This is a genomic window from Janthinobacterium sp. EB271-G4-7A (assembly GCF_020858075.1).
Lineage (GTDB): Bacteria > Pseudomonadota > Gammaproteobacteria > Burkholderiales > Burkholderiaceae_D > Janthinobacterium > Janthinobacterium lividum.
In genome coordinates, this window is the sequence record NZ_JACYMI010000001.1 from 3,457,389 (window position 1) to 3,484,260 (window position 26,872).

Sequence of the window (26,872 nt, forward strand, 5' to 3'; positions counted from 1 at the left end):
TCCTGGCCTATGCTGGCGGTTATATTATGGGTGAACCCGGTTCATATTCACTTCAGATGCACCATCGCGGCGGCTGTCTGGCCATGCACCGCAAAAAAAGTGGTTCATCATATCATTTCCTGATGCTTTTCTGGCCAAAAAACCGTGGCGCCAGGCGCCAGCCTGTCCCGCATCATGGGGCTGGGCGGCCATCCTGTGCCAGTTTCCAGTCTTCGCGGGAAAAAACTCGCTCATGGCCGGACAGCACCAGGGCCAGTTTTTGCAGCCATTGCTCGGTCGGCATGGGTTCGGCCTTGAAGCTGAGCACCACCATCAGCACCAGGCTGGCCAGCGCCAGCGCATGGCTGACGGCGAAATTGACGGTGCCGCGGGCATTCCACATGAAGCCCAGCGCCAGCGCCAGGCCCAGCACGCAGCCGCTGACGGCTTCCGACACGCTGTGCGCATGGACGACCACGCGGGAAATAGCCACCAGCACGGCAAACGCCACGCCGACGAGCACGCCGGCATGGCGCCAGCGCGGTGCGGCCCGCTGCAGCAGCACATACATCAGCACGGGAAACACGGCGCCGGCGCGCATGGCGTGGCCGCTGAAACCCGTAAAATCGAGCACGCTGCTGCCCACACCCCAGCTCATGAAGGCCAGCTTCGACAGCACCACGAGGGCCAGGCCGCCGCCGTACCACAGGCTCCAGCTCAGTACCAGGCGCCACTGGCGCGAAACGAGCAGCCACAGGGCGATCGCCACGCCAGCCGGCCCCATCACGGCCATATCGGCCGCAAAAGAAATTCCATTCCACCAAGTCATCGTGCCTGCACTTATTTCATGATCAGCTTGCACTATGCCACGACTCAGTGCTGTTCCGCGCGGCTTTTGCTGTGCTGCAGCGAAGAATTACATTCGATTACAAAATTTCCACGCCGAAACCATCCGCCGGGCATTGCAAGGCACGCGTCAGATATTCGTCAAGCGCTTGCCCTTGGGCGGCGCAAAGTCGCGGATCGATTCGATCATGCCCACTTCCAGCGCCTGGTCGGCCGTCAGATGCAGGTCGGAATACGCGTGCACCTGCCACTGCTCTTCCGTCAGGCTGACGTGGCCGCGCAGGATGCGCTCGGTGCGCATGTCGTCGGCGCGCAAGCCCTCGACGATGATGCTGAGCGCGTCGGGGCGCGATCCGGGCGAGGCTGTCGCATGCGACTTGTGCACCATGAAACGGGCCGTGTCGCTGGCGTGGCGGTGCCGCCCCGCCAGGAACAGGGTGACGGCGATGGAAGCCACGGCGCCCGCGTTATAGGTGATGATGTCGAAAGGCAACTTGCTGAGGAAGTTGTACAGACAGATGCCATCGCTGACATAGCCGCCGTTGGACTGGATCAAAATGTGCGCAGTGGTGAGCTTGTCTTCCGTGATGTCGGCCACGGCGTTGAAGACGCGCCGCACCATGTCACTGTTGACGTCGCCCGAGAGGGTAAAGTAACCGTGCTGCTCGGTGTTGTTTTGCGTCTCGCTTTGTGTAGTGTTCATGGCAGGCACCCGCAAGAAAGCCAGGATTTCATCATAGCGCATTCCCGCGCGGCCGGGCGCCCTTTTGCGGCGTCTCCAGCCCCCTGCCAGCCCCGCAAACCGGGGCTTTTGCTGCAATTTGGCAACGTCTTTTCAGATTGACAGAAACACCCTGCTGGCATATATTCCTCCCACTTGATCGGGAGAGGGCAAACCAGCGTTGCCGCCGAAGGGGCACTACCCAAAAACTCTCAGGCAAAAGGACCGATCAGGCGGACTGAAGCTGTTGCTTTGGCGACACGTTTCAGCTCAACTCTGGAGAGCGGCCGCGGCTATTGCCGGCGGCCCACCGAAGGGGCGCACGGGGCAAGCCCCCGTAATCTCTCAGGTACAAAGGACAGGGGGGTCAGTGATCACGCTGGAAAGCCGTGTTTGGCTATTCTATGTTTTGTTAACTCCCCTTTTACCTTCGTCCCGAGGAATCCATGACGCTCAAAGCGACCCCACTCAATAACGCCCACCGTGCCCTCGGCGCCCGCATGGTCGATTTCGGCGGCTGGGACATGCCCGTCAACTACGGCTCGCAAATCGAAGAACACAATGCCGTGCGCGGCGATGCCGGCATGTTCGACGTGTCCCATATGTGCGTGGTCGATATCGAAGGTCCGAACGTGCGCGCTTTCCTGCGCGGCTTGCTGGCCAACAACGTTGACAAGCTGCAAGTGTCGGGCAAGGCGCTGTACTCGTGCATGCTCAATGCCGAAGGTACCGTCATCGATGACTTGATCGTCTACTTCTTCAATGAAAACTGGTTCCGCCTGGTCGTCAACGCGGGCACGGCGGAAAAAGACGTGGCCTGGATGCAGCGGCAAAATACCAGCACCAACAGCGGTCTGACGATCACCCAGCGCCGCGACGGCAATGACGCCATGGCGCTGGTCGCCGTGCAAGGCCCGAACGCCCGCGCCAAGGTGTGGCAAGTGCTGCCGGAAACGCAAGCCGCCTCCGAAGCCATCAAGCCATTCAACGTCGTCATCGTCAAGGACACGGCTTTCGGCGAAGTCATGCTGGCGCGCACCGGTTACACGGGCGAAGACGGCTTTGAAATCGGCGTGGCCGCCACCCAGGTGGAAGCGCTGTGGAACGCCCTGGCAGCGGCCGGCGTCAAGCCGGCGGGCCTGGGCGCGCGCGATACCCTGCGCCTGGAAGCGGGCATGAATCTGTACGGCCAGGACATGGATGAAACCGTCAACCCGCTCGACGCGGGCCTGGCGTGGACCATCGACCTGGTCAGCGAGCGCGACTTCATCGGCAAGGCCGCCCTGCTGGCCAAAGGCCAGAACGCGCAATTCGTGGGCCTGATCCTGCGCGAAAAAGGCGGCGTGCTGCGCGCCCACCAGAAAGTCATCATCGCCGGCAGCGAAGCCACGGGCGAAATCACCAGCGGCACCTTCAGCCCGACGATGCAGGAAGCGATTGCCCTGGCGCGCGTGCCGAACGGCGTGAACGTGGGCGACACCGTGCACGTGGAAATCCGCGGCAAGCAGCTGGCCGCTTCCGTTGTCAAGCTGCCTTTCGTGCGTAACGGTAAAATCCTGGCTGCGTAAGCGTATTAGAGCCGCCCGCAAGACCGTACAACCATAATCAATAACGAACACTTACCATCTGGAGCCACACATGAACATTCCTGCAGAACTGAAGTACACCGCTTCCCACGAATGGGTACGCCTTGAAGGCGACGGCACGATCACCGTCGGCATCACCGAGTACGCGCAGGACGCCCTGGGCGACATCGTCTTCGTCGAACTGCCAACCGTGGGCAATACCTACGGCGCCGGCGACGACGCCGCCGTGGTGGAATCGGTCAAGGCAGCGAGCGACATCTACGCGCCGATCGCCGGCGAAGTCGTGGCCGTCAACGACGACGTGGTCAACTCGCCTGAGTCGATCAACGCCGACGCCTACGCCAACTGGCTGTTCAAGATCAAGCCAGCCGACGTGTCGGCCCTGGACGGCTTGCTCGACGCTGCCGCCTATGGCGCCACCACCGGCGCCTAATCGCGTTTGACTCACGGGCCGCAATCGCGGCCCGTTTGCATTTTTTCTGCGCTGCGCCCGCGCGCCGCATCCCGGTTTTTCAGTCTTTTTTGGCCTCTATATCATGACCCGCACCAGCCTGACCCAACTCGAAGCACGCGATGCCTTCATCGCCCGCCACATCGGCCCTTCTGCCACCGAACAGCAAGCCATGCTGGCGACCCTCGGCTATCCATCGCGCGCCGCGCTGATCGACGCCCTGGTACCGGCCAACATCCGCAACAAGGGCGCCCTGCCCCTGGGCGCGTACTCGCAGCCGATGCCGGAACAGGAAGCCCTGTCGCGCCTGAAAGCCATCGCCGGCAAGAACCAGGTATTGAAATCCCTGATCGGCCAGGGCTACTACAACACGTTCACCCCTGGCGTCGTGTTGCGCAACATCTTTGAAAACCCGGCCTGGTACACGGCGTACACGCCATACCAGCCAGAGATTTCGCAAGGCCGCCTGGAAGCGATTTTGAACTTCCAGCAAGTGATCACGGATTTGACCGGCATGGGCATCTCGAACGCCTCGATGCTGGACGAAGGCACGGCCGCCGCCGAGGCGATGACCCTGATCCAGCGCGTGGGCAAGTCGAAGTCGAACGTGCTGTACGTCGCCAATGACGTGCTGCCGCAAACCCTGGAAGTGGTGCAGACGCGCGCCCAGCCGATCGGCATCGAAGTGCGTACCTTCGACCCGGCTGAAATCGAGTCGCTGGACGCCTGCTTCGGCGTGCTGCTGCAATACCCTGGCGTCAACGGCGTCGTGCGCGACTACCGCGCCGGCGTGGAAAAACTGCACGCGAACGGCGCCATGGTCATCGTCGCGGCCGACCTGCTGGCCCTGACCATGCTGGCGCCGCCGGGCGAATGGGGCGCCGACGTCGTCGTCGGCAACAGCCAGCGCTTCGGCGTGCCGCTCGGTTTCGGCGGCCCGCACGCGGGCTATCTGTCCACGCGCGATGAATTCAAGCGCAATATGTCGGGCCGCCTGGTCGGCGTGACCGTCGATGCGCAAGGCAACAAGGCGTATCGCCTGGCCCTGCAAACGCGCGAACAGCATATCCGCCGCGAAAAAGCGACCTCGAACATCTGCACGGCGCAAGTGCTGCTGGCCGTGATGGCCTCGATGTACGCCGTCTACCACGGTCCTGCCGGCCTGCTGCAGATCGCCCAGCGCGTGCACCGCTACACGGGCGTGCTGGCCGCCAACCTGAAGACCCTCGGCTATGGCGTCGTCAACGCGAGCTACTTCGACACCCTGACCATCAACGTTGCCGATGCGGCGCAACTGCACGCGACGGCCATGCACCACGGCGTCAATCTGCGCAAGATCGACAATACCCATGTCGGCGTGTCGCTCGATGAAACCACCACGCGCGACGATATCGCGCTGCTGTGGAAAGTGTTCGCGCACGGCCTGGTCAACGCGCCTGCCGCACCTGACCTGGACAGCGTGGAAGCTGGCGTCACCAGCGCCCTGCCGACACAGCTGGCGCGCGAGAGCGCCTACCTGACCCACCCCGTCTTCAACAGCTACCACTCGGAACACGAAATGCTGCGCTACCTGCGCAGCCTGGCCGACAAGGACCTGGCGCTGGACCGCACCATGATCCCGCTCGGCTCGTGCACCATGAAGCTGAACGCGACGAGTGAAATGATTCCCGTCACCTGGCCCGAGTTCTCCAACATCCACCCGTTCGCTCCCGATGCGCAAACGGTCGGCTACCGCGAGATGATTTCGCAGCTGGAAGAGATGCTGTGCGCGCTGACAGGCTACGCGGCCGTCTCGCTGCAGCCGAACGCCGGCTCGCAGGGTGAATACGCGGGTCTGCTGGTGATCAAGGCCTACCACGAATCGCGCGGCGAAGGCCACCGCAACATCTGCCTGATCCCGTCGTCGGCGCACGGCACCAACCCGGCATCGGCTAACATGGTCGGCATGCAGGTGGTCGTCACCAGTTGCGACGCCAACGGCAACGTGGACCTGGCCGACCTGAAAGCGAAAGCGGAAAAGCACAGCGCCAACCTGGCCTGCGTGATGGTCACCTACCCATCCACCCACGGCGTGTTTGAAGAAGGCATCCAGGAACTGTGCGAGATCATCCACTCGCACGGCGGCCAGGTCTACATCGACGGCGCCAACATGAACGCGCTGGTCGGCGTGGCCGCTCCCGGCTCGTTTGGCGGCGACGTGTCGCACCTGAACCTGCACAAGACCTTCTGCATCCCGCACGGCGGCGGCGGACCAGGCGTCGGCCCGATCGGCGTCGGCGCCCACCTGGCGAAATTCCTGCCGAACCAGCGTTCCTCGGGCTACCAGCGCGATGTGGCCGGCATCGGCGCCGTCAGCGCCGCGCCATTCGGCTCGGCCAGCATCCTGCCGATTTCGTGGATGTACATCGCCATGATGGGCGCGGAAGGCTTGACGGCAGCGACCGAGACGGCGATCCTGGCGGCGAACTACATCGCGCGCCGCCTGGCGCCGCACTACCCCGTGCTGTACTCGGGCCACGACGGCCTGGTCGCGCACGAGTGCATCCTGGACCTGCGCCCGATCACGGACGCCACCGGCATCAGCAACGAAGACGTGGCCAAGCGTTTGATGGACTTCGGTTTCCATGCGCCGACCATGAGCTTCCCCGTGCCGGGCACCCTGATGATCGAGCCGACGGAAAGCGAATCGAAAGTGGAAATCGACCGCTTCATCGACGCCATGATCGCCATCCGCGCGGAAATCGCCAAGGTCGCCAGCGGTGAATTCGACCACGACGACAACCCGCTGAAAAACGCGCCGCACACGGCGCAGGTGCTGATGTCGGACAATTGGGAACGCAAGTACAGCCGCGAAATCGCCGCCTACCCCGTCGCTTCCCTGCGCCAGCGCAAATACTGGCCACCAGTCGGCCGCGCCGACAACGTGTACGGCGACCGCAACCTGTTCTGCGGTTGCGCACCTATCAGCTCATACGAAGAAGAGTAAGCGCCGGGCGCCCGCTTCCGCGGGCGTGTCGACGACAAGAAGGCAGGCCACGCGGCCTGCCTTTTTTTTATGCCTGCACATCCACGTAGGTCGGATTAGCGCGCAAGCGCGTAATCCGACAACATTGTTGACCTATGTGGCGCTGTCGGATTACGGTCCTTCAGACCTAATCCGACCTACAACGCCAGCAAGGCCGCGCCCGGCAACCCCAGCACGGTGCCCAGCATCGTCAACAGCACGACATCGCGCCGCTCGCAGCGGGCGCGGTGCGAACTCCAGGCGGCAAACAGCAGTGCGACAGCGACGCCGCTGAGCGAAATACCCACTTCCGTCATGTCCGCTCTCCCCGCAGATGCGGCGCAGCCGCCATTGTTACGTTCATCATCGTCGTCATCCTTTGCCTTTATTGAGTAGCTACCTATCGGTAGGTAGTCAGTGTACAATAAAAAAGACGGCAATGTCCATGCCGTGTTTTTTGACGATACAAAGGAAGCGCAATGCAGCAGCAAACCCCTCTTCCCGCCGCCAGTCTCGGGCTGGCGGCTTCCCTGGCCCTGGTCGCCGTGCTCGGTCCGGCCGGCATCGACATGTACCTGGCCTCGATGCCCGCCATGGCGCGCGAGCTGCACACCTCGTATGCAAATGTGCAGCTGAGCCTGACCGTGTTCCTGCTGGCCCTGGGCGGCGGGCAGCTGCTGTGCGGCCCGCTGACCGACATGCTGGGCCGGCGCCGTCCGCTGCTGGCCGGCATCGCCGTCTACATTCTTGCCGCCGTGTGGGCGGCACAGGCGGATCAATTGAACACCCTGCTGCTGGCGCGCACCCTGCAGGGCCTGGGTGCGGCGCTGACCCTGGTCGTCGTGATGAGCATGGTGCGCGACGTGGCCGATGGCGTGCAGGCGGCGCAGCTGTTTGCCCTCCTGATGACCATCGTGGGCCTGGCGCCCGTGCTGGCGCCGGCCGTGGGCGGCTTGCTCGACGCGCATTACGGCTGGCGCGCCGTGATGCTGGCCCTGGCCGCGCTCGGTGTCTTGACCCTGCTCAATAGCGCGCTGTTCCTGCCGGAAACGCTGCCCCGCGCCCGCCGCGTCTCGCCGCGCGGCATGCACCGCACGTATGCGCGCATCGCGCTGGATCGCGCCTTCCTGCTGCCCGCGCTGGCCCTGTCGGCCACATTCTTTTTCCTGTTTGCCTATATCGGCGGAGCGTCGCTCGTGTACCAGCGCGACTTCGGCCTGTCCGCCGGCAGTTTCGGCCTGGTGTTCGGCGCCACGGGCGTGGCCGTGCTGCTCGGTGCGATGGCCAGCGGCCGCCTGGTGGAAAAGTATGGCGTGGCGCGATTGAGCGTGACGGGCAGCGCGGCCATGCTGGGCGGCGCGGGACTGGCCCTGCTCGGTGCCTGGGCGGGAGCAGGCATCGCCGCCGTCGTGCCGGGCATGTTCGTGGCCCTGTTTGGCCTGGGCATCGCGGAAGCGGCGCTGATGGCCATGGCCATGGGTTCGCAGCAGCGCGCGCTCGGCTCCACGGCCGCCCTGCTGGGCGCCATCCAGATGACCTTGTCGTCGCTGGCCACGCCGCTGGCGGCCAGCCTGTCCGAATGGGGGCCACTGCCCTGGCTGCTGTTCTTGACCGTGGCCGGCCTGCTGGTATCATGGCTGACCCTGGCTACTGCGCGCATCCATCCGGTCCATGCCAGCAGCCTCGGAGCGCACTGACGCCTCACTCACACTCACCCCAATGATGAAAAAACGCTCGGCTTCGGCCGATAACATCTGTGCCGTTGCCGTCGTGCACTTTTCGGAGCATGGCTACGATGCCTCGTCCCTCAGCGACATCGCCGGGCAGGCGGGCATGCGCAAGGCTTCGCTGTACTCGCACTTCGCCGGCAAGGATGCCCTGTTCCTCGACGTCTTTGCCGACGCCCTGGCCGAAGAGCAAGCCTTCATGGATGCCTGTTTCGCCGATGAAGCGGCGCTGGCGGCCACGGCCGGCAGTGCTCTGGCCGGCTCCCTGTACTGCGACCGCATGGCGCAGCGCTATGCGGACTCGGCCCATTTGCGCTTTTTGCTGCGCACGGCGTATTTGCCGCCCGCGCCCCTGCGCATCGAAGTCGGCACGGGTTACGAAGCGCTGCTGGCGCAATTGCAGCAGCACTTCGTGGCCAGCCTGGGCCGGCTGGCGCCCGCGCTGCCGCCGCAACGCGTCGACCTGTATGCGCAAGCCTATCTGGGCATCGTCGACAGCCTGCACGTGGAGCTAATCTACGCGGGCGGCGCCGCGCTGCAGCAGCGCCACGCGGCCTTGTGGCAGATATTGTCCGATTCGCTGGCGATGGCCACGCAACATGGCTGAGCAGGTGGCCTGCAACACCCACATTACACTTTGGAAACCTAAGATTTCTTCAGTTGACACTCTTGCAGCACATCCATAAGATGCCCTCATTATTCATTTACGGAGTCCCACGTGGGTACTTGTTCTAGTGACAGTAGCCGATCTTGTATCGGTGATTGCCTCGGCAGCTAAACAGCAAGCAACGCGGAATTCCGTTTTCTCCGTGCCTTGCTGAGCAAGGTGCGGTGTCTCGCGCGGCCAGTACGGCTGCGCGCCTCTCCCCCTCTTTCCGATCGCGACCGGCTACTGACCCGGATTGCCCGCCAGCGCCATGCCTCGCCATGTTGCGTTGGCGGCACGCAAGTCTTGCCTGCGGCTGCGCCGCCCGTCAACACCTCGTCGTGAAAGGAAGAGCCATGAATCTCTTCACCCGCTTATTCGAATCGTTCCTGCGCAAGCGCCATACGGCCGGCCACTTCCGCCGGCGCGCCATGCCACTGGAAAACAGCACGGCCCGCCCAGTGCCCGACCACCTGGCGCGCCAGCTGCTGGCTGCCGCCCATGAAGACCTCGATACGGCGCTGAACCGCCTGCACACGCGCATCGAAGGCTTGCGCGATGCCGAGGCGCAAGTCATCGGCGCGCAAACGGGCCCCAATGAAGTCGAGCATGAAAAACCGCTGGCCTGGTACCAGCACCTGTGGCTGTGCTACAAGAATCCGTTCAACCTGCTGCTCACCGTGCTGGCCATCGTGTCCTACCTGACGGAAGACCCGAAGGCCACCATCGTCATCGGCACCATGGTGATCTTGTCGACCCTGCTGCGCTTCGTGCAGGAAGGCCGCTCGAACCGGGCCGCCGAGCGCCTGAAAGCCATGGTCAGCAATACGGCCACCGTGCTGCGCAACGGCCAGCAGGTCGAGCTGCCGATCCGCCAGCTGGTGCAGGGCGACCTCATCGTACTGTCGGCCGGCGACATGATTCCCGCCGACTGCCGCCTGCTTTCCGCAAAAGACCTGTTCGTCAGCCAGGCCGCCATGACGGGTGAATCCTTGCCGGTGGAAAAAATGGCCGAACTGGCCGACAGTGCGGGCCGCGATCCCATGGAACTGGCCAACCTGCTGTTCATGGGCACCAACGTGATCTCCGGCGCCGCCACGGCGCTGGTGCTGGCCACAGGCAACCGCACCTACTTCGGCACCATCGCCACGCGCGTGACGGCCACCGAGCGTACGCCGACGGCCTTCGAAGCGGGCGTCAACAGCGTCAGCTGGCTGCTGATCCGCTTCGCCCTCGTGATGGCGCCGCTCGTGTTCCTCATCAATGGCTGGACCAAGGGCGACTGGATGGAAGCGTTCCTGTTTGCCCTGTCCGTCGCCGTCGGCCTGACGCCGGAAATGCTGCCCATGATCGTCACCAGCACCCTGGCCAAGGGCGCCGTGAAACTGTCGAAAAAGAAAGTCGTCGTGAAACGCCTGGACGCCATCCAGAACTTCGGCGCCATGGACGTGCTGTGCACGGACAAGACGGGCACCTTGACGCAGGACAAGATCGTGCTCGAGCGCCACACGGACGTGTTCGGCCAGCCCTCCGACGAAGTGCTGCAATTCGCTTATCTGAACAGCCACTACCAGACGGGCCTCAAAAACCTGCTGGACCGGGCCGTGCTTGACCATGTTGAGCTGCAGACGGAAATGCAGCTGGCCCGCGATTATGTGAAAGTCGATGAAATCCCGTTTGATTTCGTGCGCCGCCGCATGTCCGTCGTCGTTTCCGAAAAGAATGACCACCATGAACTGATCTGCAAGGGCGCCGTCGAGGAAATCCTCGCCGCCTGCAGCCATCTGCGCCTGGGCGGCGTGAATATTCCCCTCGATGCGGCCCTGCTGGCGAAGGTGCTGGAAACCACGCATGGCCTGAATGCGGAAGGCTTAAGAGTGGTGGCCGTGGCCGTCAAGGAAGTGCCGCCCCATAAGACCGTGTACGGCGTGGCCGATGAAACGGCGCTGACCCTGATCGGCTATGTGGCCTTCCTCGATCCGCCGAAGGAATCGACGGCACCAGCACTGCGCGCGCTGGCGGAACATGGCGTGACCGTGAAAGTCCTGACGGGCGACAATCACCTCGTGACGGCGAAGATATGCCGCGAAGTGGGCCTGGCCGTGCATGGCGTGCTGCAAGGCCCGCAGCTCGACGACATGGACGACGCCACCCTGGCCAGGGCAGCGGAAGACAATACCGTGTTTGCCAAGCTCAGCCCGCTGCACAAGGAGCGCCTCGTGCGCGCCCTGCGCGGCAATGGTCACATCGTCGGCTTCATGGGCGATGGCATCAACGACGCGCCCGCCCTGCGCGCGGCCGACATCGGCATTTCCGTCGATTCCGCCGTCGATATCGCCAAGGAAGCGGCCGACATCATCCTGCTGGAAAAGAGCCTGATGGTGCTCGAAGAAGGCGTGCTGGAAGGCCGCCGCACCTTCAGCAACATGCTGAAATACATCCGCATGACGGCCAGCTCGAACTTCGGCAATGTGTTTTCCGTGCTGGTGGCCAGCGCCTTTTTGCCGTTTTTACCCATGCTGCCGCTGCACCTGCTGGTGCAGAACCTGCTGTATGACGTGTCGCAGATCGCCATTCCCTTCGACAATGTCGACGCCGAACTGATCCAGCAGCCGCTGAGCTGGAATCCGCGCGACATCGGCCGCTTCATGGTCTTTTTTGGCCCCATCAGCTCGATTTTCGACATCAGCACGTTTATCTTGATGTGGCATGTGTTTGGCGCGAATACGCCAGAGCAGCAAACCCTGTTCCAGTCCGGCTGGTTCGTCGTGGGGCTGTTGACCCAAACCCTGATCGTGCACCTGATCCGCACGCCCAAGCTGCCTTTCATCGACAGCATCGCGTCCGTGCCCCTGCTGGTGGCCACCACCGCCATCATGGCTGTGGGCGTCTTCCTGCCGATGGGTCCGCTGGCGACCTACTTCAAGCTGCAGGCCTTGCCGTTGGGCTACTTCCCCTGGCTGCTGGGCATCCTCGTCTGCTACACGGTGCTGACGACGTTCATGAAACGCGTGTATCTGCGCAAATTCGGCTGGCAATAGTATGATGAGCCGCTCTTCCACCCACACAAGGCACGCATGAGCGGCTCCCCTCCTTCCAAGCGTAATCTCGCCCTGCTGCTGTCGGCCCTGGTTTTTCCCGGCAGCGGGCATTTCGTATTGCAACGCAAGGCACGCGGCTGCCTCTTCCTCGTGCCGGCCCTGGTCGCGCTGGTGATCGTAGTGCGCCAGATCATGGCACGTTTGGACCAGATAATGGCACAGATCGACAGCGGTGCCCTGCCCTTCGACGTGCAGCTGATCGTGGAAAAAGTCGATGCCCTGTCCGCCAATGACGGCCCCGCCATGACGGTGGCCGTGGGCGTGCTGGTGGTATGCTGGATTGGCAGCCTGGTCGATACCGTGCTGTTGAAACCGTGAAGTAGCGTCAAATGAGCGTCAAACCACATCGTCCTTGATGCGGCGCGACTTCGGTCCGCGCACGGCGGCGATGCGCGCCTCGCTGCGCTCCTGCACGCGGCCGCTGAACCAGCCCTGCACATCCGCGCCAAAACCGGCCGGCGCGACACTGCCAAAACCTTGCGCCAAGTCAAGCAAGGTGGTCTTGCCCAGTTCGGCGCGCATGCTTTTCTCGGCGCGCAGCATGAGGGCATGGATGCCGCATACGCCGCTGGTCATCCAGCCCGGCGGCTCGCCTTCGTACAGGGTGCAGCGGCTGCGGATCTGCTGGCAATCGAACAGGGGTTTCGGGCCTTCGATGGCATCCACCACCTCGAGCACGCTGATGTCGCCGGGCGGGCGCGCCAGCTGATAACCGCCGCGTATGCCTTCCGACGCGGTCACGATGCCCGCCTTCTCCAGCTTGGGAAAGATTTTCGCCAGGAAGGAGACGGAAATACCCTGCAACTCCGCCAAGTCGCGGCTGCTGGCAGGCTCGGCAAGCGGCTGTGCCAGATATAGCAGGCAATGCAAGCCATACTCGGTGCCGCTTCCATAATGTGCCATGATGCCATTCCTCCGTTGCAAAACGGGGACTGTAGCACTCCCCGTTTGCAGCCGCAAGGCTACAGCGACAGCTCGAACGCCGGATCGGCGGCGGCCAGCGCCGCGGCACTATCGACAGGCGGATAAATCACACGGCCATTGATGGCCACCTTCATGGCCTTGCCCTCGCTGCCCGTCAGCCACACCTTGCGCTCCCAGCCCTGCGTCACGACCGCACCCCATGCTCCCAGATCCAGGCAGGTCACATAATAGGGTTGGCGATAGGGCCGCGTGGCCAGTCCCAGCAGGTCAGCCACGGCATTGTCGCCCGAGGAGCGCCCAAGGAACATGGCGTGCTGGCAGCTCATCAGCGTGTGATTGCCTTCGTCATCCGTGGCGGCAACGGCGGCGTCGCCCGTGGCAAAGACCTTGCCGGCGCCAGGCACGCGCAAATCATGCGCCACCCGCAGGCGTCCCGCGGCGTCTTTCTCACCGGGAACCTGCGCCGTCAACGCACTGGCCCGCACGCCCGCCGTCCACACCACGGTGGACGCCTCGATGCGCTCGCCATCGGCCGTCGTCAATCCATCCGCGTCGATGGCGGCCACCGCCGAACCGAGCCGGCATGCCACGCCCAGCTCCGCCAGCGCCTGCTCGATCACGGGGCGCGGTCCCGGCCCCAGATCCGGGCCGATGTCGGGCGCCCGCTCGACGATGATCACCTTGATATCGGCATCTTCGCCCAGGATGGCGCGCAGGCGGGCCGGCAGCTCGGCCGCCAGCTCGATGCCCGTGAAGCCGCCGCCGGCCACCACGACGGTATTACGCGCGGAGGATGCTGGCCGGGCCGCAAGCGCATGCAGGTGCGCATCGAGCGCCACCGCGTCATCGCGCTGGTCGGCGCTGAAAGCAAATTCTTGCAGACCCGGAATATTCGGCCGGAACAGGCTGCTACCGGCCGCCAGTACCAGGCGGTCGTAGGCCAGGGTCGAACGGCTGCCATCGGCAGCGACGATGTCGACTTCGTCGCTGTCGCTGCGGATGGCATCGACCTTGCCGGCGATGAAGCGCACGCCCGTCTCGTCAAATAGTTGCTGCAACGGCGCCACCATGCTGGCGGGCGCCGGTTCGTACAGGCGGGGGCGCATCGTCAGCATGGCTTCCGGCGCCACCAGCGCCACTTCGATCTCGCCTGCGGCAATGTTTTCCAGCCTTAGGCGACGCACGGCTGCCAGGGCACTCCACAATCCGGCAAAGCCGGCACCAATGATCAATACGCGCTGTGTCATGTTTTTCTCCTTGATTTGATAACGCAGACTATATCACTCCGCGTTATGAGTTGCAAGCTGGCCCGCCAAAATCGCAACAGCCTGCCTTGCGGACTGTGCCGCACTCGCGTAGATTCGCGGCACGATGATGAGGGAAGGTCCCATGCAAGAGGAATTGGAAACATTGCTGGCAGCAGCGTTCAAGAGCGAGCGGGCACAGGCGCGCCGCCTGGCCGCGCGGGAAGGCATCGCCGGCGACACGGCGCTGCGGCGGATACTGGAACAGGCATCCGGCACCTTGGGCCTGGCCGCCCTGCTGGCGGCACGGCTGCAGGCGCACGCCGCCGAAGCGCAGCGCAAGGCGCAAAAGATCAGCGATCGCCAGCAGGCGCAGGCGGCGCGGCGGGTGATGGCAGTGCCGGCGTCGGCCTGGCGCGGCTGGTTCGACGGCTCCGCCCATCCGAACCCGGGCAAGCTGGGCATAGGCGCCCTGCTGCTGGGGCCAAACGGCGAGCGCATCGAAGTGAGCGAGGCTGCCGGCTATGGCAGCAGCAGCGACGCGGAATATGCGGCCCTGACGGCCGTGCTGCAGGCGGCACTCAAGGTGCGTCCGCCGCCCGTGCAACTGCTGCTGTACGGCGACAGCCAGGTGGTGATCAATGATGTGCTGGGAACGACGCCGCTGGGGGCCAAAGGACTGGAAACGCAAAGGGCCACCGTAGTGGCCCTGCTGGAACAATTTACTGATGTGAGCTTGCGCTGGCTGCCGCGCCACAGGAATGGCGAGGCGGACCGGCTGTCCCAGCTGGCCATTACCGGCTGGGTAGAAGAGGATTAAGCGGCGCGGCCGATCCGCAACGTTTCTTTCGGCTGTTTCGCCACCGGACGTTTCACCCCCTTCAATCCGCTGACACTGGCCTGCTGCCCGTTCAGCTTGAACACGCTGACGACTTGCGCCAGGTTGTGCGCCTGGTGCTGCATCGATTCGGCGGCGGCCGCAGACTCTTCCACCAGCGCCGCATTTTGCTGCGTGACGGCATCCATCTGGCCGATGGCGCGGTTGATCTCGTCGATGCCCACGCTTTGCTCGCTGCTGGCCGCCGTGATTTCCGTGATGATGTCGCTCACGCGCTGCACGCTGTCGACGATGTCGTTCATGGTCGAACCGGCTTGCGCCACCAGCATGCTGCCCGCGTTGACTTGCTCCACGGACGCGCCGATCAGGGTCTTGATTTCTTTCGCCGCCGAAGCGGAACGCTGCGCCAGGTTGCGCACTTCGGACGCCACGACGGCAAAGCCACGGCCCTGCTCGCCCGCGCGGGCCGCTTCCACGGCCGCGTTCAAGGCCAGGATATTCGTCTGGAAGGCGATGCCGTCAATCACACTGATGATGTCGACGATCTTGTTCGATGACGCATTGATCGATTCCATCGTGCCCACGACTTGCGCCACGACTTCGCCGCCCTTGACAGCCACTTGCGCCGCCGAGGCCGCCAACTGGTTCGCCTGGCGCGCATTGTCCGCGTTCTGTTTCACGGTGCTGGTCAGCTCTTCCATCGACGAAGCCGTCTCTTCCAAGGAACCGGCCTGCTCTTCCGTGCGGGAAGACAGGTCCTGGTTGCCGGCGGCGATCTGCGTCGATGACGTGGCGATGCTGTCCGTGCCGCTGCGCACTTCGCCGACGATGTTGAGCAAGCTCGTGTTCATGTCTTTCAGGGCCAGCAGCAGTTGCCCCGTTTCATCCTTGGCGCTGGCGTCGATCTGCGCCGTCAAGTCGCCATCGGCTACCTTGCGGGCGATGTCCACGGCCGTGCGCAGGGGGCGCACAATGCCCATCGTCAACAACCAGGCGCAGACGACGCCAAAGCCCAGCGCCAGCACGGCCAGGGTCAGCAGCAAATTGCGGCTCGTCTTGGCGACCTCGTCGATCTCGCGCGCCGTCTTGTCAATGCTGGCGCGCTGGTGCTGCAGCATGTCGTTGACCACTTTCAGGTATTTCGTCGAACCGGGCACGAAGATGCCCTGGAACGCCTGCTCCGCTTCCGCTTCCTGTCCATCCGCTTTCAGCTTCGACACTTGCGCGCGCGAGTCGAGGTAAACCTTGCGCTGTTCGCTCACCAGGCGGAACAGTTCCTTTTCTTCCGGACTGGAAATCAAGGCTTCGATTTTCTTTTGCAATTCGCCCGATACGACGGATGATTGCTTGGCTTCTTCCGCAAAATACGCGCCCAGTGTGGTGTCGCTGCTGCGCGCGATGGCCGTGGTGCGGCGCACACCGCTGTCGATCTTCGCGTACCAGTCGGAAATATAGCGTTCCTTCGCCAGCGGCAATTCCATCATGGTGCGCGTGGCCATGGCCACATCATGCAAGCGCCACACGCTGATGCCGGTAATGAGCATGGAAAACAGCAAAATCACGGCAAAACCCAGGCCGAGGCGCACACCAATACTGACGTTTCTTAACAAATTCATGTGAATATCCTAAAAAAGCGGAACCAGACTATATAAAAAGGGGACAGCAGAAAGCGGCTGCTCGGGGCAGCCGCAGCGCCATCAGCGTGTGCCGATGCGCAAGGTGGTTTTCGGCGCAGCCGGGCGTTTCAGCGCCTGCTGGCCAGTCAATTTGAAGACGCTGACGACTTGCGCCAGGTTGTGTGCCTGGTGCTGCATCGATTCGGCGGCGGCCGCAGACTCTTCCACCAGCGCCGCATTTTGCTGCGTGACGGCATCCATCTGGCCGATGGCGCGGTTGATCTCGTCGATGCCCACGCTTTGCTCGCTGCTGGCCGCCGTGATTTCCGTGATGATGTCGCTCACGCGCTGCACGCTGTCGACGATGTCGTTCATGGTCGAACCGGCTTGCGCCACCAGCATGCTGCCCGCGTTGACTTGCTCCACGGACGCGCCGATCAGGGTCTTGATCTCTTTCGCGGCGCTGGCGGAACGCTGCGCCAGGTTGCGCACTTCGGACGCCACGACGGCAAAGCCGCGGCCCTGCTCGCCCGCGCGGGCCGCTTCCACGGCCGCGTTCAAGGCCAGGATATTCGTCTGGAAGGCGATGCCATCGATGACGGAAATGATGTCGACGATCTTGTTCGATGACGCATTGATCGATTCCATCGTGCCCACCACCTGTGCCACGACTTCGCCGCCCTTGACGGCCACTTGCGCCGCCGAGGCCGCCAACTGGTTCGCCTGGCGCGCATTGTCCGCGTTCTGTTTCACGGTGCTGGTCAGTTCTTCCATCGACGAAGCCGTCTCTTCCAGCGAACCGGCCTGCTCTTCCGTGCGGGAGGACAGGTCCTGGTTGCCGGCGGCGATCTGCGTCGACGACGTGGCGATGCTGTCCGTGCCGCTGCGCACTTCGCCCACGATGTTGAGCAGGCTGGTGTTCATGTCCTTCAGGGCCAGCAGCAGTTGCCCCGTTTCATCCTTGGCGCTGGCGTCGATCTGCGCCGTCAAGTCGCCATCGGCTACCTTGCGGGCGATATCCACGGCCGTGCGCAGGGGACGCACGATGCCCATCGTCAAGACCCACGCGCAGACGACGCCGAATGCCAGCGCCAGCGCGGCCAGCACCAGCATCAGGTTGCGGCTGGTATTGGCGACGGCGTCGATCTCGCGCGCCGTCGTATCGATGCTGGCGCGCTGGTGTTCCAGCAAGTCCTGCACCATCTTCTGGTACCTGGCGGCGGCCGGCACGAAGGTCTTTTCAAATACCTCATTGGCGGCATCGACCTGCGCTTCGCCCTTCAGCTTGTAGACCTGGTCGCGCGAGCTGATGTACACCTTGCGCTGTTCCAGCAAGCCCGCGAACATGGCTTTTTCCTCCGGCTTGTCGATCAGCGCCTCGATCTTCTTTTGCAGCTCGGCCGAACTGGACGACGAGACTTTGGATTCTTCGGCGAAATAGCCGCTGAGCGAGGTATCGCTGCTGCGGGCAATGGCGATGGTACGGCGCACGGCGCTGTCGATACGGCCATACCAGTCGGAAATATAGCGTTCCTTGGCCAGCGGCTGCTCCATCATGACACGCGTGGCGCTGGCCACGTCGTGCAGGCGCCAGACGCTGATGCCCGTAATGAGCATGGAAAACAGCAAAATCACGGCAAAACCGAGTCCGAGGCGGACACCGATGCTGACGTTGCGTAATAAATTCATGTGACTATCCTAAAAAGCCCTGCCGTCAGCCTGATAACAAGCTGACGATCTCGCTCATGGGCGGGCGCTGGTTGGCCGCTGTAGCGAATTGGCGTAAAAAGTGAAACTGAAGTGAAACTGGCGCACGGTTCGGCTGAACCGTGCGCCAGGAAATGCGCTAGCGTGCGCCTTGCAGAAAAAGCAAACAATGCTTGGGGTCAATTGTTTCTAAAAAACCCTCTCGGCACCAGGGAGTCAGGACATGTGCAGGGCAAGGCGCGTGGCCGAAGACAGTACGAATGTACGGCGAGGCAATGCAACGCAGCCCTGGACTTTTCCTGGCGGCCTAGGCGGCCAGCTTCTCGATCAAACCCATGTCGGCACTGGACATCAGCTGGTCGATATCGACCAGAATCAGCATGCGCTCGTCGATGGTGCCCAGGCCGATCACGTATTCCGTGTTGATCGAACGGCCCATGTCCGGCGCCGGCTTGATCTGCTCCGGCATCAGGGTGGTGACGTCGGAGACGCGGTCGACGACCATGCCGACGACGCGGTTGCCGATATTGAGGATGATGACAACGGTAAACTGGTCATAGCTGGGCGTGCCCAGGTTGAACTTGATACGCATGTCGACGATCGGCACGATGATGCCGCGCAGGTTGACCACGCCCTTGACGAACTCGGGGGCGTTGGCGATGCGGGTCGGCGTTTCATAGCTGCGGATTTCGCTGACTTTCTGGATGTCGATGCCATACTCTTCCTGGCCCAGGGTAAAAGCCAGGTATTCGGCAGCCTTGGCAACGGTTGCGCCAGTGTCGCTGGAAATGGTGCTCATGATAATCCTTTAGTTAAATCGCCCAAGGGCGCAGGCCACGGCACGCTGCACGCAGGCCTTGGACGTGACAAGAGCCATCCGCAAGGCATGGCTCCTACTTGTATGTTTTGCAAATACTTTCTTGCAATTAGCTTATGCTTCTAATTTCCATGCGGCAATGTTACCCCATGTAAATTTTACATGCACTAAAAAAGAGCGTCTGCCGACCTGCCTCGTTATCAAAGGGGAAATTACGTGGCAAAAACGGCACGCTGCATGGCACTCGCCGGACCGCAAATGCAGGTGCCTGCACTGCCAAGCTCGCCGTTTTATGCCACACTGGCGGCCTTTGCCTTTTAGAAGTTCGAACCATGCAATCCTTGCTTTCCCAATGGCAACCACGCCTGCTGGCGCTGGCCACGGCCGGCCTCGGCGATGACAGCGCCCACGACATCAACCACCTGCAACGCGTCTGGCGCAATGCCAGTGTCTTGCTGCAGAACCATGCGGAAGCGGACGCCCTCACCGTGATGGCCGCCTGCTATCTGCACGACCTGGTCAACCTGCCGAAAAACCATCCCGAGCGCCACCTGGCCTCGCGCCAGGCGGCAGTACTGGCTTGCCGCCAATTGGCGGAACTGGATTTCCCATCAGAAAAACTGGCCGGCGTGGCACACGCCATCGAGACGCACAGTTTTTCCGCCAACTTGCCGCCGCACACCATCGAAGCGCAAATCGTGCAGGATGCCGACCGCATCGACGCGCTGGGCGCCGTGGGACTGGCACGCCTGTTTTACACGGCGGCGCGCATGGATAGCGCACTGGCGCATGGCAGCGATCCGCTGGCTGCCCATCGCCCGCTCGACGACAAGGCATACGCGCTCGACCATATCGTCACCAAGCTCGACAAACTGCCCGGCAAGATGCAGACGGCGGCAGGCCGCGCGCTGGCCGAACAGCGGCTGGCCGTGCTGACGGATTTCCGCGCCGCCTTTGCCGGCGAGTGGGGTATTAGTACATAAACCCTGGTGGCGATAGCCAGCATGGCCCATGCTGTCTATAATGCAAGGCTCAGCTATCGCGCCGCGCGTCAGCAGAAACCTGCAACGCGCCGGCGCAACGCCAACAACTGAACCCCGCCAGCCGCACGGCGGCGCGGGGTGCGCGCCGAAAGCATGCATGTCCGATAAAACCAGCACCGACAGCCCTTCCCCATCATCGCCCGCCGCGCCCGCGCGCGCCGGCAATCTCAATTTCATCCTCGTCTGCGTCTTCATCGACATGCTGGGCATCGGCCTGGTGGTGCCCGTGCTGCCCATCCTGATCGGCAACTTTGTCGACGGCAAGGATGCCCAGGCGTTCTGGTACGGCATCATGGCAGCCCTCTTCGGCTTGCTACAATTCATCTTCATGCCCATGCTGGGCGCCATCAGCGACCGCGTGGGACGCCGCCCCGTGCTGCTGTACTCGATGGCCGGCATGGGCATCAACTTTCTCGCCACGGGCTGGGCGCCGAACCTGGCCTGCCTGTTCATTGGCAGGGTCATCGGCGGCGTCTCGTCGGCCAGCATGTCGGTCGCGTCCGCCTACGCCTCCGACGTGTCCACGCCGGACAACCGCGCCAAGAGCTTCGGCAAGATCGGCGCCGCTTTCGGCCTGGGTTTCATCTGCGGCCCCATGCTGGGCGGCCTGCTGGGCGAAATCGATCTGCGCCTGCCGTTCTACGTGGCGGCGGGCCTGTCGGCGGCCAATTTCATCTATGGCTATTTCTGCGTGCCCGAATCGCTGCAGCCAGGCCCGCGCGCACCGTTTACCCTGGCGCGCATCAATCCGTTTGCCGCCCTGCTGAAGCTGGTGCGCCGTGTGGAAATCCGCGGCCTTGTGCTGGCTTTCGGCCTGATGACGTTTGCGCAAATGATGCTCAACACCACCTGGGTGCTGTACACGCATTTCCGTTTCGACTGGACGCCGCGCCAGAACGGTATCGCCCTGTTCTGCGTGGGCCTGTGCGCGGCCGTCGTGCAGGCGGGCTTGCTGGGCATACTCATCAAGCGCTTCGGCGAGGTACGGTTGTCGCTGCTGGGCATGGCTTCGGGCGCCCTCACCTATTTGCTGTACGGCCTGGCGACGCAGGGCTGGATGATGTATGCGCTGATCCTGTGCAACCTGCTGGCCTTTGCCGCCGGACCGGCCCTGCAAGGCATCATCTCGAAATCATCGAACGCCAGCGAACAGGGAGAACTGATGGGCTCCCTGCAATCGATCAGCAGCCTGGGCATCATCATGATGCCTTTGCTGGGCAGCATGATCCTCGGCAAAGTGAGCCATTTGCCGCCACAGGACTGGCGCATCGGCAGCACGTTCTACCTGTGCGCCATCATGCAAATTCTGGCCATCCTGGTGGCCTGGCGCTACTTCAAGGCGCAACGCCAGGCAAGACTTGTGGTTTCCACCACAAAGTAGTCGGCGGGATAATATTGCATTTGAGAAATAAATAGGCGAGAATGAGAAAATCAGCGGGGCATTACCGATGCCCGGCATTCGATGGTGAGCAAGGATGGGTATGACTGACTTTTATTCCAGCGCCTGGCGCCGGACCGTGGCCATGCTGGCGCTGGCGCTGCCGCCGCTGGCGGGCGCGCAATGCTCGCGCGACATCCAGGTGCCCGTCTCGGCCATCGGCGCCAGCGTGGTGGTCAATGGCGCCACGATCGGCGGCATCTATCCCGACTTGCTGCGCAGCATGGGCGCCAAGCTCGGCTGCAATTTCATCTTCACGGCCGTGCCCCGCGCGCGCCTGGAAGCGATGTTCGAGGCGGGCAAGGCCGACTTGCTGATCCCGGCCAGCAGCACCTTGCGGCGCGACCAGCATGGCTTGTTCATCCCCATGCTGGGCAGCCGCCCCCTGCTGATCTCGCTACAGGGCGCGCGCGCGCCCATCAACACCATGCAGGAACTGATCGAGCGGCGCGAATTGCGCGTGGCGCTCGTGCGCGGCTACGACTATGGCGCACCGTACCAGGCGCTGGCGAAGGAACTGAGCAGCCAGGGACGCCTGTTCTACGAAGTCGACGCGCTCTCCGTGGCGCGCCTGATGCAAAGCGGCTTCATCGATGCCACCATCATGAGCCCCACCATCCTGGCCGGCGTGGCGCAGAACGATGCGCGCGTGTATGGCCTGGCCGACCGCCTGCGCCTGGAAGCGCTGCCGGAACTGCCATGGGGCATGAGCGGCGTCTACCTGTCGCGCAAATCCCTCACGGCGGAAGACCAGGCGACCCTGCGCGACCTGCTGGACAAGGCGGGGCGCTCGGGCTCCGTGATGGAAGGCTTCCAGCGCCATCACCGCCAGGAATTGCTGTCGCTCAGCATACGCCCCCGCTAAGGCCCGCATGTCCGGTTTTGTCGTCGCCGTCGTCCTGTTTGCCGCCCTGCTGCACGCCAGCTGGAACGCCATCGTCAAGTCGGGCAAGGATACCTTTCTCAGCACGGTGCTCGTCTCCGTCGGCGCGGCCCTGATTTCACTGGCCGTCTTGCCCTTTGTTCATGCTCCCGCACCCGCCAGCTGGCCCTACCTGGCCGCCTCGGCTGTGGCGCAGCTGGCCTATTACTCGCTGCTGGCGGCCGCCTACAAGGCGGGCGACATGAGCCATGCCTATCCCCTGATGCGCGGCAGCGCGCCGCTTATCGTCGCGCTGGCCAGCTGGCCGCTGATCGGCGAGCGCCTGTCCGCCATGCAGATGGGCGCCGTCGCCTGCATCTGCGCGGGTATCCTCGGCCTGTATGTTGCCGCGCGCACGAGCGCCATCGGCACGGTGCCGAAAAGCACGGGGCGCGCCACCGCCTTTGCGCTGGGCAACGCCTGCGTCATCGCCAGCTATACCCTGATCGACGGCATCGGCGTGCGCCTGTCCGGCGCGCCAGCCGCTTACACGATGTGGATTTTTGTCTTGAACGGAACCGGATTGCTGCTGTGGACGGCGTTGCGCCGTCCCGCCGATTTGCTTGCGTATGCGCAAACGCAATGGCGCCTGGCCGCCGTTGGCGGTTTCGGCACCCTCGCCTCGTATGGCCTGGCCCTGTGGGCCATGACGCAGGCGCCCGTGGCCGCCATTGCAGCCCTGCGCGAAACATCGATTTTGTTCGCTATCGCCATTGCGGCCCTGTTCCTGCGCGAAAAAATCAGCCCCCGCCGCTACCTGGCCATAGCCCTGATCGCGGCGGGCGCCATGCTGATGCGAATGGCCTAGCGCGCGTCGAGCGGCGCAATCGGCAACTCGATCGCGCTGGCCGCCCCTGTCGCGTGGTACACGCGCTGCGTCGCCTTTCTATAATGGCCTGGGTCGGCCAGGAAGATGTTCGGCACATAGTTTTGCGGATTGCGGTCGTACAGGGGGAACCAGCTCGACTGTACTTGCACGGCGATGCGGTGGCCGGGCAGGAAGACGTGATTCGCGTTCGGCAAGGCGAAGCGGTAGCGCTGCACTTGGCCCGCCGGGATCGGAGTCGGGTGCTCGAAGCTGTCGCGGTAGCGCCCGCGGAAGATATCCATCGCCACGCCCAGCTGATACCCGCCCATGGCTGGCTGCGACGGCACCTCATCCGGATACACGTCGATCAGTTTCACCACCCAGTCCGCATCCGTGCCGCTGGTGGCGGCAAACAGGTTGACCATCGGCGCGCCGGCGATGCGCACGGCCGTTTTCAACGGTTCGGAAACATAGCTGAGCACGTCCGTGCGGTCCGCATAGCCGCGCTGGTCGCTGACCAGCCATGGCTTCCACACGTCGCCATCGTTCAGGCGCACGGGACGGGGCACGAAAGGCACGGGCTTGGCGGGATCGGCCACGTATTCATCGAAGGCGCCTTCAGCCGCATCCGCAGCGCCCGATGGCGCCGCAAAGCCCAGCTTGTAGCCATCCTGCAGGTAGATCGGCGTCAGCTTCGTGTCGCAGGTCTCGCAAGCCAGCGGCCACTGCTGCAGGCGCTGCCACTGGTTCGTGCCGCTCTGGTACGACACCACGGGCGCCGTATTCGCGTCCGGCGCGCCATCCTTCAGGTATTGATTGAGGAATGGCTGCATGACTTTTTCGCGGAACTGGCGCGCCGTGTCGCCGTCAAACTTCAGGGCGCCCAGGCTGGAACCGTCATAGTTGACGCCGCTATGGCGCCACGGGCCGATGGCCAGGTAATTGAGGTTGTTGCGCTTGTCGCGTCCCTCCATCGCCGTATAGGTGGCGTAGGGACCATAGATATCTTCCTGGTCCCACTGCCCCACCACGTGCATGGTGGGCACGATCAACGGGCGTTTCGCGAGGATCTTGTCGAGCGCCTGTTCTTGCCAGTAACTGTCGTAAGCCGGATGTTCGAACAGCTTTTTCGTGTACGTCAGCTTGTCGATGCCGAACTTTTTCGCGTAGTCACCGGCCGAGCCGATGCGCAGATAGGCGTCGTAATCGTCATAGACGCCCAGCGCCGGCGATTCGCCGCCGCCGCGCACGCTCGTCTGTCCCGCGATGTACGACAGGCTGGGCATGCGGAAGGCGCCGTTATGGAACCAGTCGTCGCCGCGCCAGCCATCGACCATGGCGCTCATGGGAATGGCCACCTTCAGGGCCGGATGCGGGTCGACCAGGGCCATCAGCACCGTATGCCCCTCGTACGAGGAACCCAGCATGCCCACCTTGCCATTCGTTTCCGGCACGTTTTTGACGAGCCAGTCGATGGTGTCCCACGCATCGGTCACGTTATCGACCTTGGTATTGTTCAGCGGACCGCGCACGGGGCGCGTCATGACGTAATCGCCTTCCGAGCCATACTTGCCGCGCACGTCCTGGAACACGCGAATGTAGCCGTTTTCCACCAGGGTGTCGTCGCCCAGAGGTAAAGTGACCAGCATGCTGGGGCTGGCGGCGCGCTGGGCGCGGCGGGCCGCATTGTACGGCGTGCGCGTGAGCATGATCGGCGCCTTTTGCGCGCCTTTCGGCACGACGATCACCGTGTACAGCTTGACGCCGTCGCGCATGGGGATCATCACCACGCGCTTGACGTAGTCATTCATGTCGGGCATCACCAGCTTGGCGCCGATATCGGGCGTCATCGGCGGCGTTTGCGCCATCGCCGGTACTGCAAACAAGGAACTGATAACAAAAGCCAGACCGGTGAGCCGGACGGGGGACGACACGCGCATACTGTTCTCCAATGATTCATGCCACGCAAAAGTGGCCGAACGGCAATAGTACCCGGAAAGCAAGTTCCGCATAAGGCTAGCCTCTGACGCAGCGCAGCAGATAAATCGGGGCGCAAACTTGACAGAACGCGTGCGAACTGCAACCATAACGCCATGAAATTTATTCATTCACAACACGCCTGCTTGAATTGGTGGTCCCGCTCACTTTCGCGCGGCCACTGCATAGTGATGTGAATTATGATCAACGCCGCCTCGATCGGTGGCGTAACAGGCTCAGCCTGGATCATCCCCGATGCAGGCGGCTCGAAAGGAAACTTGATGAGCTTGCCTAACACCCCCGATACCCCAGACACCGAGAATACCCCGGCCGCACCGCTGTCCGCCGCCGCCATCGCGTCGCAATCCGTGATCCTGACGGGCGACCGCCCGACCGGCCCCTTGCACCTGGGCCACTACGTGGGCAGCCTGCGCGACCGCGTCCGCTACCAGAACAGCTACAAGCAATTCATCATGCTGGCCGACGCCCAGGCGCTGACGGACAATATGGAAGACATCGACAAGGTGCACCGCAATGTCGTCGAAGTGGCGCTCGATTACCTGGCTGTCGGCATCGACCCGACGAAGACCACGGTATTCATCCAGTCGCAAATCCCGGAACTGGCCGAACTGACGTTTTACTACCTGAACATCGTCACCGTGGCGCGCCTCGAGCGCAATCCCACCGTCAAGGAAGAAATCCGCCTGCGCGGCTTCGAGCGCGACATCCCGGCCGGCTTTTTGACCTACCCTGCCAGCCAGGCGGCCGACATCACGGCCTTCAAGGCGGGCGTGGTGCCCGTGGGCGAAGACCAGATCCCGATGATCGAGCAAACGAATGAAATCGTGCGCCGCTTCAACCGCATGTACAACCGCGAAGTGCTGATGGAATGCAAGGCGCTGGTACCCGACATCGGCCGCCTGCCCGGCATCGACGGCAAGGCGAAGATGAGCAAGTCGCTGGGCAACACCATCAACCTGGGTGCGACCTCGGCCGAAATCACGGCCGCCGTGAAGAAAGTCTATACCGACCCGCTGCACCTGCGCGTGGAAGACCCGGGCCACCTGGAAGGCAACATCGCGTTTACCTACCTGGACGCCTTCGATCCGGAAAAAGCGGCGCTGGCCGAAATGAAGGCCCATTATGTGCGTGGCGGCCTGGGCGACAGCATTGTCAAGAAGCGCCTGGATGTGGTCTTGCAGGAAATGCTGGCGCCGATCCGCGCCCGCCGCGAAGAATTCGCCAAGGACAAGGGCCAGGTCATCCAGATGCTGAAGGAAGGCACCTTCAAGGCACGCGAAGTGGCGGCCCGCACGGCCGATGAAGTCAAGTCGGCGCTGGGCCTGAACTACTTCTGATCACCAGCAGTCATAGCAAACTGATATAGCAAACTGATGCGCCCAGGCGGAGTCGGGTAAAATCCCGCTTTCGCCTGGGCGCAATTCGTTTGTCACCGTGGCATCAGCAATCCGTAGAG

The 26,872-nt window shown here is 63.1% G+C and carries 22 protein-coding genes and 2 riboswitches; of the genes, 13 read left to right on the top strand and 9 right to left on the bottom strand.

The features are described from left to right. Positions 1–172: 172 nt before the first annotated feature. The gene (locus IGS58_RS15490; RefSeq protein ID WP_230521963.1) at positions 173–808 is read right to left on the bottom strand and encodes a phosphatase PAP2 family protein; all 636 of its coding nucleotides are present in this window, start codon (positions 806–808) and stop codon (positions 173–175) included. 147 nt (positions 809–955) lie between these two features. Next, entirely contained in the window at positions 956–1,528 is a 573-nt protein-coding gene (locus tag IGS58_RS15495; RefSeq protein ID WP_230521964.1) for an ATP-dependent Clp protease proteolytic subunit, read from the bottom strand. Between the two features lie 169 nt (positions 1,529–1,697). Further along, a riboswitch (glycine riboswitch) is annotated at positions 1,698–1,784 on the top strand. Positions 1,785–1,812: 28 nt separating this feature from the next. Next, positions 1,813–1,918, top strand: a riboswitch (glycine riboswitch). A gap of 74 nt (positions 1,919–1,992) precedes the next feature. Between IGS58_RS15495 and gcvT the strand changes: the two genes are divergently transcribed. The 3 genes from gcvT to gcvP all read left to right on the top strand — a co-directional run bounded on the left by gcvT (position 1,993) and on the right by gcvP (position 6,569). Continuing rightward, positions 1,993–3,114, top strand: coding sequence for a glycine cleavage system aminomethyltransferase GcvT (gcvT, locus tag IGS58_RS15500; RefSeq protein WP_230521965.1), 1,122 nt, complete (start codon positions 1,993–1,995; stop codon positions 3,112–3,114). 70 nt (positions 3,115–3,184) lie between these two features. Continuing rightward, on the top strand, positions 3,185–3,565 hold the full coding sequence (gene gcvH / locus IGS58_RS15505) for a glycine cleavage system protein GcvH (protein WP_034784168.1): 381 nt from the start codon (positions 3,185–3,187) through the stop codon (positions 3,563–3,565). A 103-nt stretch (positions 3,566–3,668) separates the two neighbouring features. Beyond that, a complete protein-coding gene (gcvP, locus tag IGS58_RS15510) occupies positions 3,669–6,569 on the top strand; it encodes an aminomethyl-transferring glycine dehydrogenase (protein ID WP_230521966.1) in 2,901 nt (966 codons plus the stop codon). 176 nt (positions 6,570–6,745) lie between these two features. On the opposite strand, the gene IGS58_RS15515 is transcribed toward gcvP, so the two are convergent. Continuing rightward, positions 6,746–6,904 carry a hypothetical protein gene (locus IGS58_RS15515; RefSeq protein ID WP_161789584.1) on the bottom strand — a complete coding sequence of 53 codons (159 nt, stop codon included), beginning with the start codon at positions 6,902–6,904 and terminating at the stop codon, positions 6,746–6,748. A 162-nt stretch (positions 6,905–7,066) separates the two neighbouring features. Between IGS58_RS15515 and IGS58_RS15520 the strand changes: the two genes are divergently transcribed. From IGS58_RS15520 to IGS58_RS15535, 4 genes are all read left to right on the top strand, one after another. Then, positions 7,067–8,284, top strand: a complete 1,218-nt coding sequence (locus tag IGS58_RS15520; protein WP_230521967.1) for a Bcr/CflA family efflux MFS transporter — start codon at positions 7,067–7,069, stop codon at positions 8,282–8,284. A gap of 22 nt (positions 8,285–8,306) precedes the next feature. Continuing rightward, entirely contained in the window at positions 8,307–8,921 is a 615-nt protein-coding gene (locus IGS58_RS15525; protein ID WP_230521968.1) for a TetR/AcrR family transcriptional regulator, read from the top strand. 395 nt (positions 8,922–9,316) lie between these two features. Continuing rightward, positions 9,317–12,001 (top strand): magnesium-translocating P-type ATPase, encoded by a 2,685-nt coding sequence (mgtA, locus tag IGS58_RS15530; RefSeq protein WP_230521969.1) that lies wholly within the window; start codon positions 9,317–9,319, stop codon positions 11,999–12,001. 36 nt (positions 12,002–12,037) lie between these two features. Further along, complete coding sequence (locus IGS58_RS15535) at positions 12,038–12,379, top strand: hypothetical protein (protein WP_230521970.1); 342 nt, start codon at positions 12,038–12,040, stop codon at positions 12,377–12,379. 18 nt (positions 12,380–12,397) lie between these two features. On the opposite strand, the gene IGS58_RS15540 is transcribed toward IGS58_RS15535, so the two are convergent. Next, positions 12,398–12,964 (bottom strand): RrF2 family transcriptional regulator, encoded by a 567-nt coding sequence (locus IGS58_RS15540; RefSeq protein WP_230521971.1) that lies wholly within the window; start codon positions 12,962–12,964, stop codon positions 12,398–12,400. Between the two features lie 59 nt (positions 12,965–13,023). Next, on the bottom strand, positions 13,024–14,232 hold the full coding sequence (locus IGS58_RS15545; RefSeq protein WP_230521972.1) for an NAD(P)/FAD-dependent oxidoreductase: 1,209 nt from the start codon (positions 14,230–14,232) through the stop codon (positions 13,024–13,026). Positions 14,233–14,374: 142 nt separating this feature from the next. Between IGS58_RS15545 and IGS58_RS15550 the strand changes: the two genes are divergently transcribed. Further along, a complete protein-coding gene (locus IGS58_RS15550) occupies positions 14,375–15,049 on the top strand; it encodes a ribonuclease HI family protein (protein WP_230521973.1) in 675 nt (224 codons plus the stop codon). Here IGS58_RS15550 and IGS58_RS15555 read toward each other — a convergent pair. The 3 genes from IGS58_RS15555 to IGS58_RS15565 all read right to left on the bottom strand — a co-directional run bounded on the left by IGS58_RS15555 (position 15,046) and on the right by IGS58_RS15565 (position 19,189). After that, on the bottom strand, positions 15,046–16,683 hold the full coding sequence (locus tag IGS58_RS15555; protein WP_115057467.1) for a methyl-accepting chemotaxis protein: 1,638 nt from the start codon (positions 16,681–16,683) through the stop codon (positions 15,046–15,048). The two genes, IGS58_RS15550 and IGS58_RS15555, sit on opposite strands and share 4 nt — an antisense overlap. 81 nt (positions 16,684–16,764) lie before the next feature. Beyond that, positions 16,765–18,372, bottom strand: coding sequence for a methyl-accepting chemotaxis protein (locus IGS58_RS15560; RefSeq protein WP_230521974.1), 1,608 nt, complete (start codon positions 18,370–18,372; stop codon positions 16,765–16,767). Positions 18,373–18,697: 325 nt separating this feature from the next. Next, positions 18,698–19,189 (bottom strand): chemotaxis protein CheW, encoded by a 492-nt coding sequence (locus tag IGS58_RS15565; protein WP_034784183.1) that lies wholly within the window; start codon positions 19,187–19,189, stop codon positions 18,698–18,700. 350 nt (positions 19,190–19,539) lie between these two features. Between IGS58_RS15565 and IGS58_RS15570 the strand changes: the two genes are divergently transcribed. From IGS58_RS15570 to IGS58_RS15585, 4 genes are all read left to right on the top strand, one after another. Continuing rightward, positions 19,540–20,190 (top strand): HD domain-containing protein, encoded by a 651-nt coding sequence (locus tag IGS58_RS15570; RefSeq protein ID WP_230521975.1) that lies wholly within the window; start codon positions 19,540–19,542, stop codon positions 20,188–20,190. A gap of 157 nt (positions 20,191–20,347) precedes the next feature. Then, positions 20,348–21,631, top strand: a complete 1,284-nt coding sequence (locus IGS58_RS15575; RefSeq protein WP_230521976.1) for a TCR/Tet family MFS transporter — start codon at positions 20,348–20,350, stop codon at positions 21,629–21,631. Between the two features lie 100 nt (positions 21,632–21,731). After that, positions 21,732–22,553, top strand: coding sequence for a substrate-binding periplasmic protein (locus tag IGS58_RS15580; RefSeq protein WP_034784189.1), 822 nt, complete (start codon positions 21,732–21,734; stop codon positions 22,551–22,553). A gap of 7 nt (positions 22,554–22,560) precedes the next feature. Next, the gene (locus IGS58_RS15585; protein WP_230521977.1) at positions 22,561–23,418 is read left to right on the top strand and encodes a DMT family transporter; all 858 of its coding nucleotides are present in this window, start codon (positions 22,561–22,563) and stop codon (positions 23,416–23,418) included. On the opposite strand, the gene IGS58_RS15590 is transcribed toward IGS58_RS15585, so the two are convergent. Then, positions 23,415–25,358 carry a CocE/NonD family hydrolase gene (locus IGS58_RS15590; RefSeq protein WP_230521978.1) on the bottom strand — a complete coding sequence of 648 codons (1,944 nt, stop codon included), beginning with the start codon at positions 25,356–25,358 and terminating at the stop codon, positions 23,415–23,417. The two genes, IGS58_RS15585 and IGS58_RS15590, sit on opposite strands and share 4 nt — an antisense overlap. A 318-nt stretch (positions 25,359–25,676) precedes the next feature. On the opposite strand from IGS58_RS15590, the gene trpS reads away from it, so the two are divergent. Beyond that, on the top strand, positions 25,677–26,753 hold the full coding sequence (trpS, locus tag IGS58_RS15595) for a tryptophan--tRNA ligase (protein WP_225317293.1): 1,077 nt from the start codon (positions 25,677–25,679) through the stop codon (positions 26,751–26,753). The last annotated feature ends 119 nt before the right edge of the window (positions 26,754–26,872 follow it).

Coding starts and splice junctions, on each gene's coding strand:
- IGS58_RS15525 (WP_230521968.1), top strand. CDS start 8,307: ATGATGAAAAAACGCTCGGCTTCGGCCGATAACATCTGTGCCGTTGCC.
- IGS58_RS15575 (WP_230521976.1), top strand. CDS start 20,348: ATGTCCGATAAAACCAGCACCGACAGCCCTTCCCCATCATCGCCCGCC.
- IGS58_RS15520 (WP_230521967.1), top strand. CDS start 7,067: ATGCAGCAGCAAACCCCTCTTCCCGCCGCCAGTCTCGGGCTGGCGGCT.
- IGS58_RS15580 (WP_034784189.1), top strand. CDS start 21,732: ATGACTGACTTTTATTCCAGCGCCTGGCGCCGGACCGTGGCCATGCTG.
- gcvH (WP_034784168.1), top strand. CDS start 3,185: ATGAACATTCCTGCAGAACTGAAGTACACCGCTTCCCACGAATGGGTA.
- IGS58_RS15565 (WP_034784183.1), bottom strand. CDS start 19,189: ATGAGCACCATTTCCAGCGACACTGGCGCAACCGTTGCCAAGGCTGCC.
- gcvT (WP_230521965.1), top strand. CDS start 1,993: ATGACGCTCAAAGCGACCCCACTCAATAACGCCCACCGTGCCCTCGGC.
- IGS58_RS15590 (WP_230521978.1), bottom strand. CDS start 25,358: ATGCGCGTGTCGTCCCCCGTCCGGCTCACCGGTCTGGCTTTTGTTATC.
- IGS58_RS15540 (WP_230521971.1), bottom strand. CDS start 12,964: ATGGCACATTATGGAAGCGGCACCGAGTATGGCTTGCATTGCCTGCTA.
- mgtA (WP_230521969.1), top strand. CDS start 9,317: ATGAATCTCTTCACCCGCTTATTCGAATCGTTCCTGCGCAAGCGCCAT.
- IGS58_RS15490 (WP_230521963.1), bottom strand. CDS start 808: ATGACTTGGTGGAATGGAATTTCTTTTGCGGCCGATATGGCCGTGATG.
- IGS58_RS15515 (WP_161789584.1), bottom strand. CDS start 6,904: ATGACGGAAGTGGGTATTTCGCTCAGCGGCGTCGCTGTCGCACTGCTG.
- IGS58_RS15550 (WP_230521973.1), top strand. CDS start 14,375: ATGCAAGAGGAATTGGAAACATTGCTGGCAGCAGCGTTCAAGAGCGAG.
- IGS58_RS15555 (WP_115057467.1), bottom strand. CDS start 16,683: ATGAATTTGTTAAGAAACGTCAGTATTGGTGTGCGCCTCGGCCTGGGT.
- IGS58_RS15585 (WP_230521977.1), top strand. CDS start 22,561: ATGTCCGGTTTTGTCGTCGCCGTCGTCCTGTTTGCCGCCCTGCTGCAC.
- IGS58_RS15560 (WP_230521974.1), bottom strand. CDS start 18,372: ATGAATTTATTACGCAACGTCAGCATCGGTGTCCGCCTCGGACTCGGT.
- IGS58_RS15545 (WP_230521972.1), bottom strand. CDS start 14,232: ATGACACAGCGCGTATTGATCATTGGTGCCGGCTTTGCCGGATTGTGG.
- IGS58_RS15570 (WP_230521975.1), top strand. CDS start 19,540: ATGCAATCCTTGCTTTCCCAATGGCAACCACGCCTGCTGGCGCTGGCC.
- gcvP (WP_230521966.1), top strand. CDS start 3,669: ATGACCCGCACCAGCCTGACCCAACTCGAAGCACGCGATGCCTTCATC.
- trpS (WP_225317293.1), top strand. CDS start 25,677: ATGAGCTTGCCTAACACCCCCGATACCCCAGACACCGAGAATACCCCG.
- IGS58_RS15535 (WP_230521970.1), top strand. CDS start 12,038: ATGAGCGGCTCCCCTCCTTCCAAGCGTAATCTCGCCCTGCTGCTGTCG.
- IGS58_RS15495 (WP_230521964.1), bottom strand. CDS start 1,528: ATGAACACTACACAAAGCGAGACGCAAAACAACACCGAGCAGCACGGT.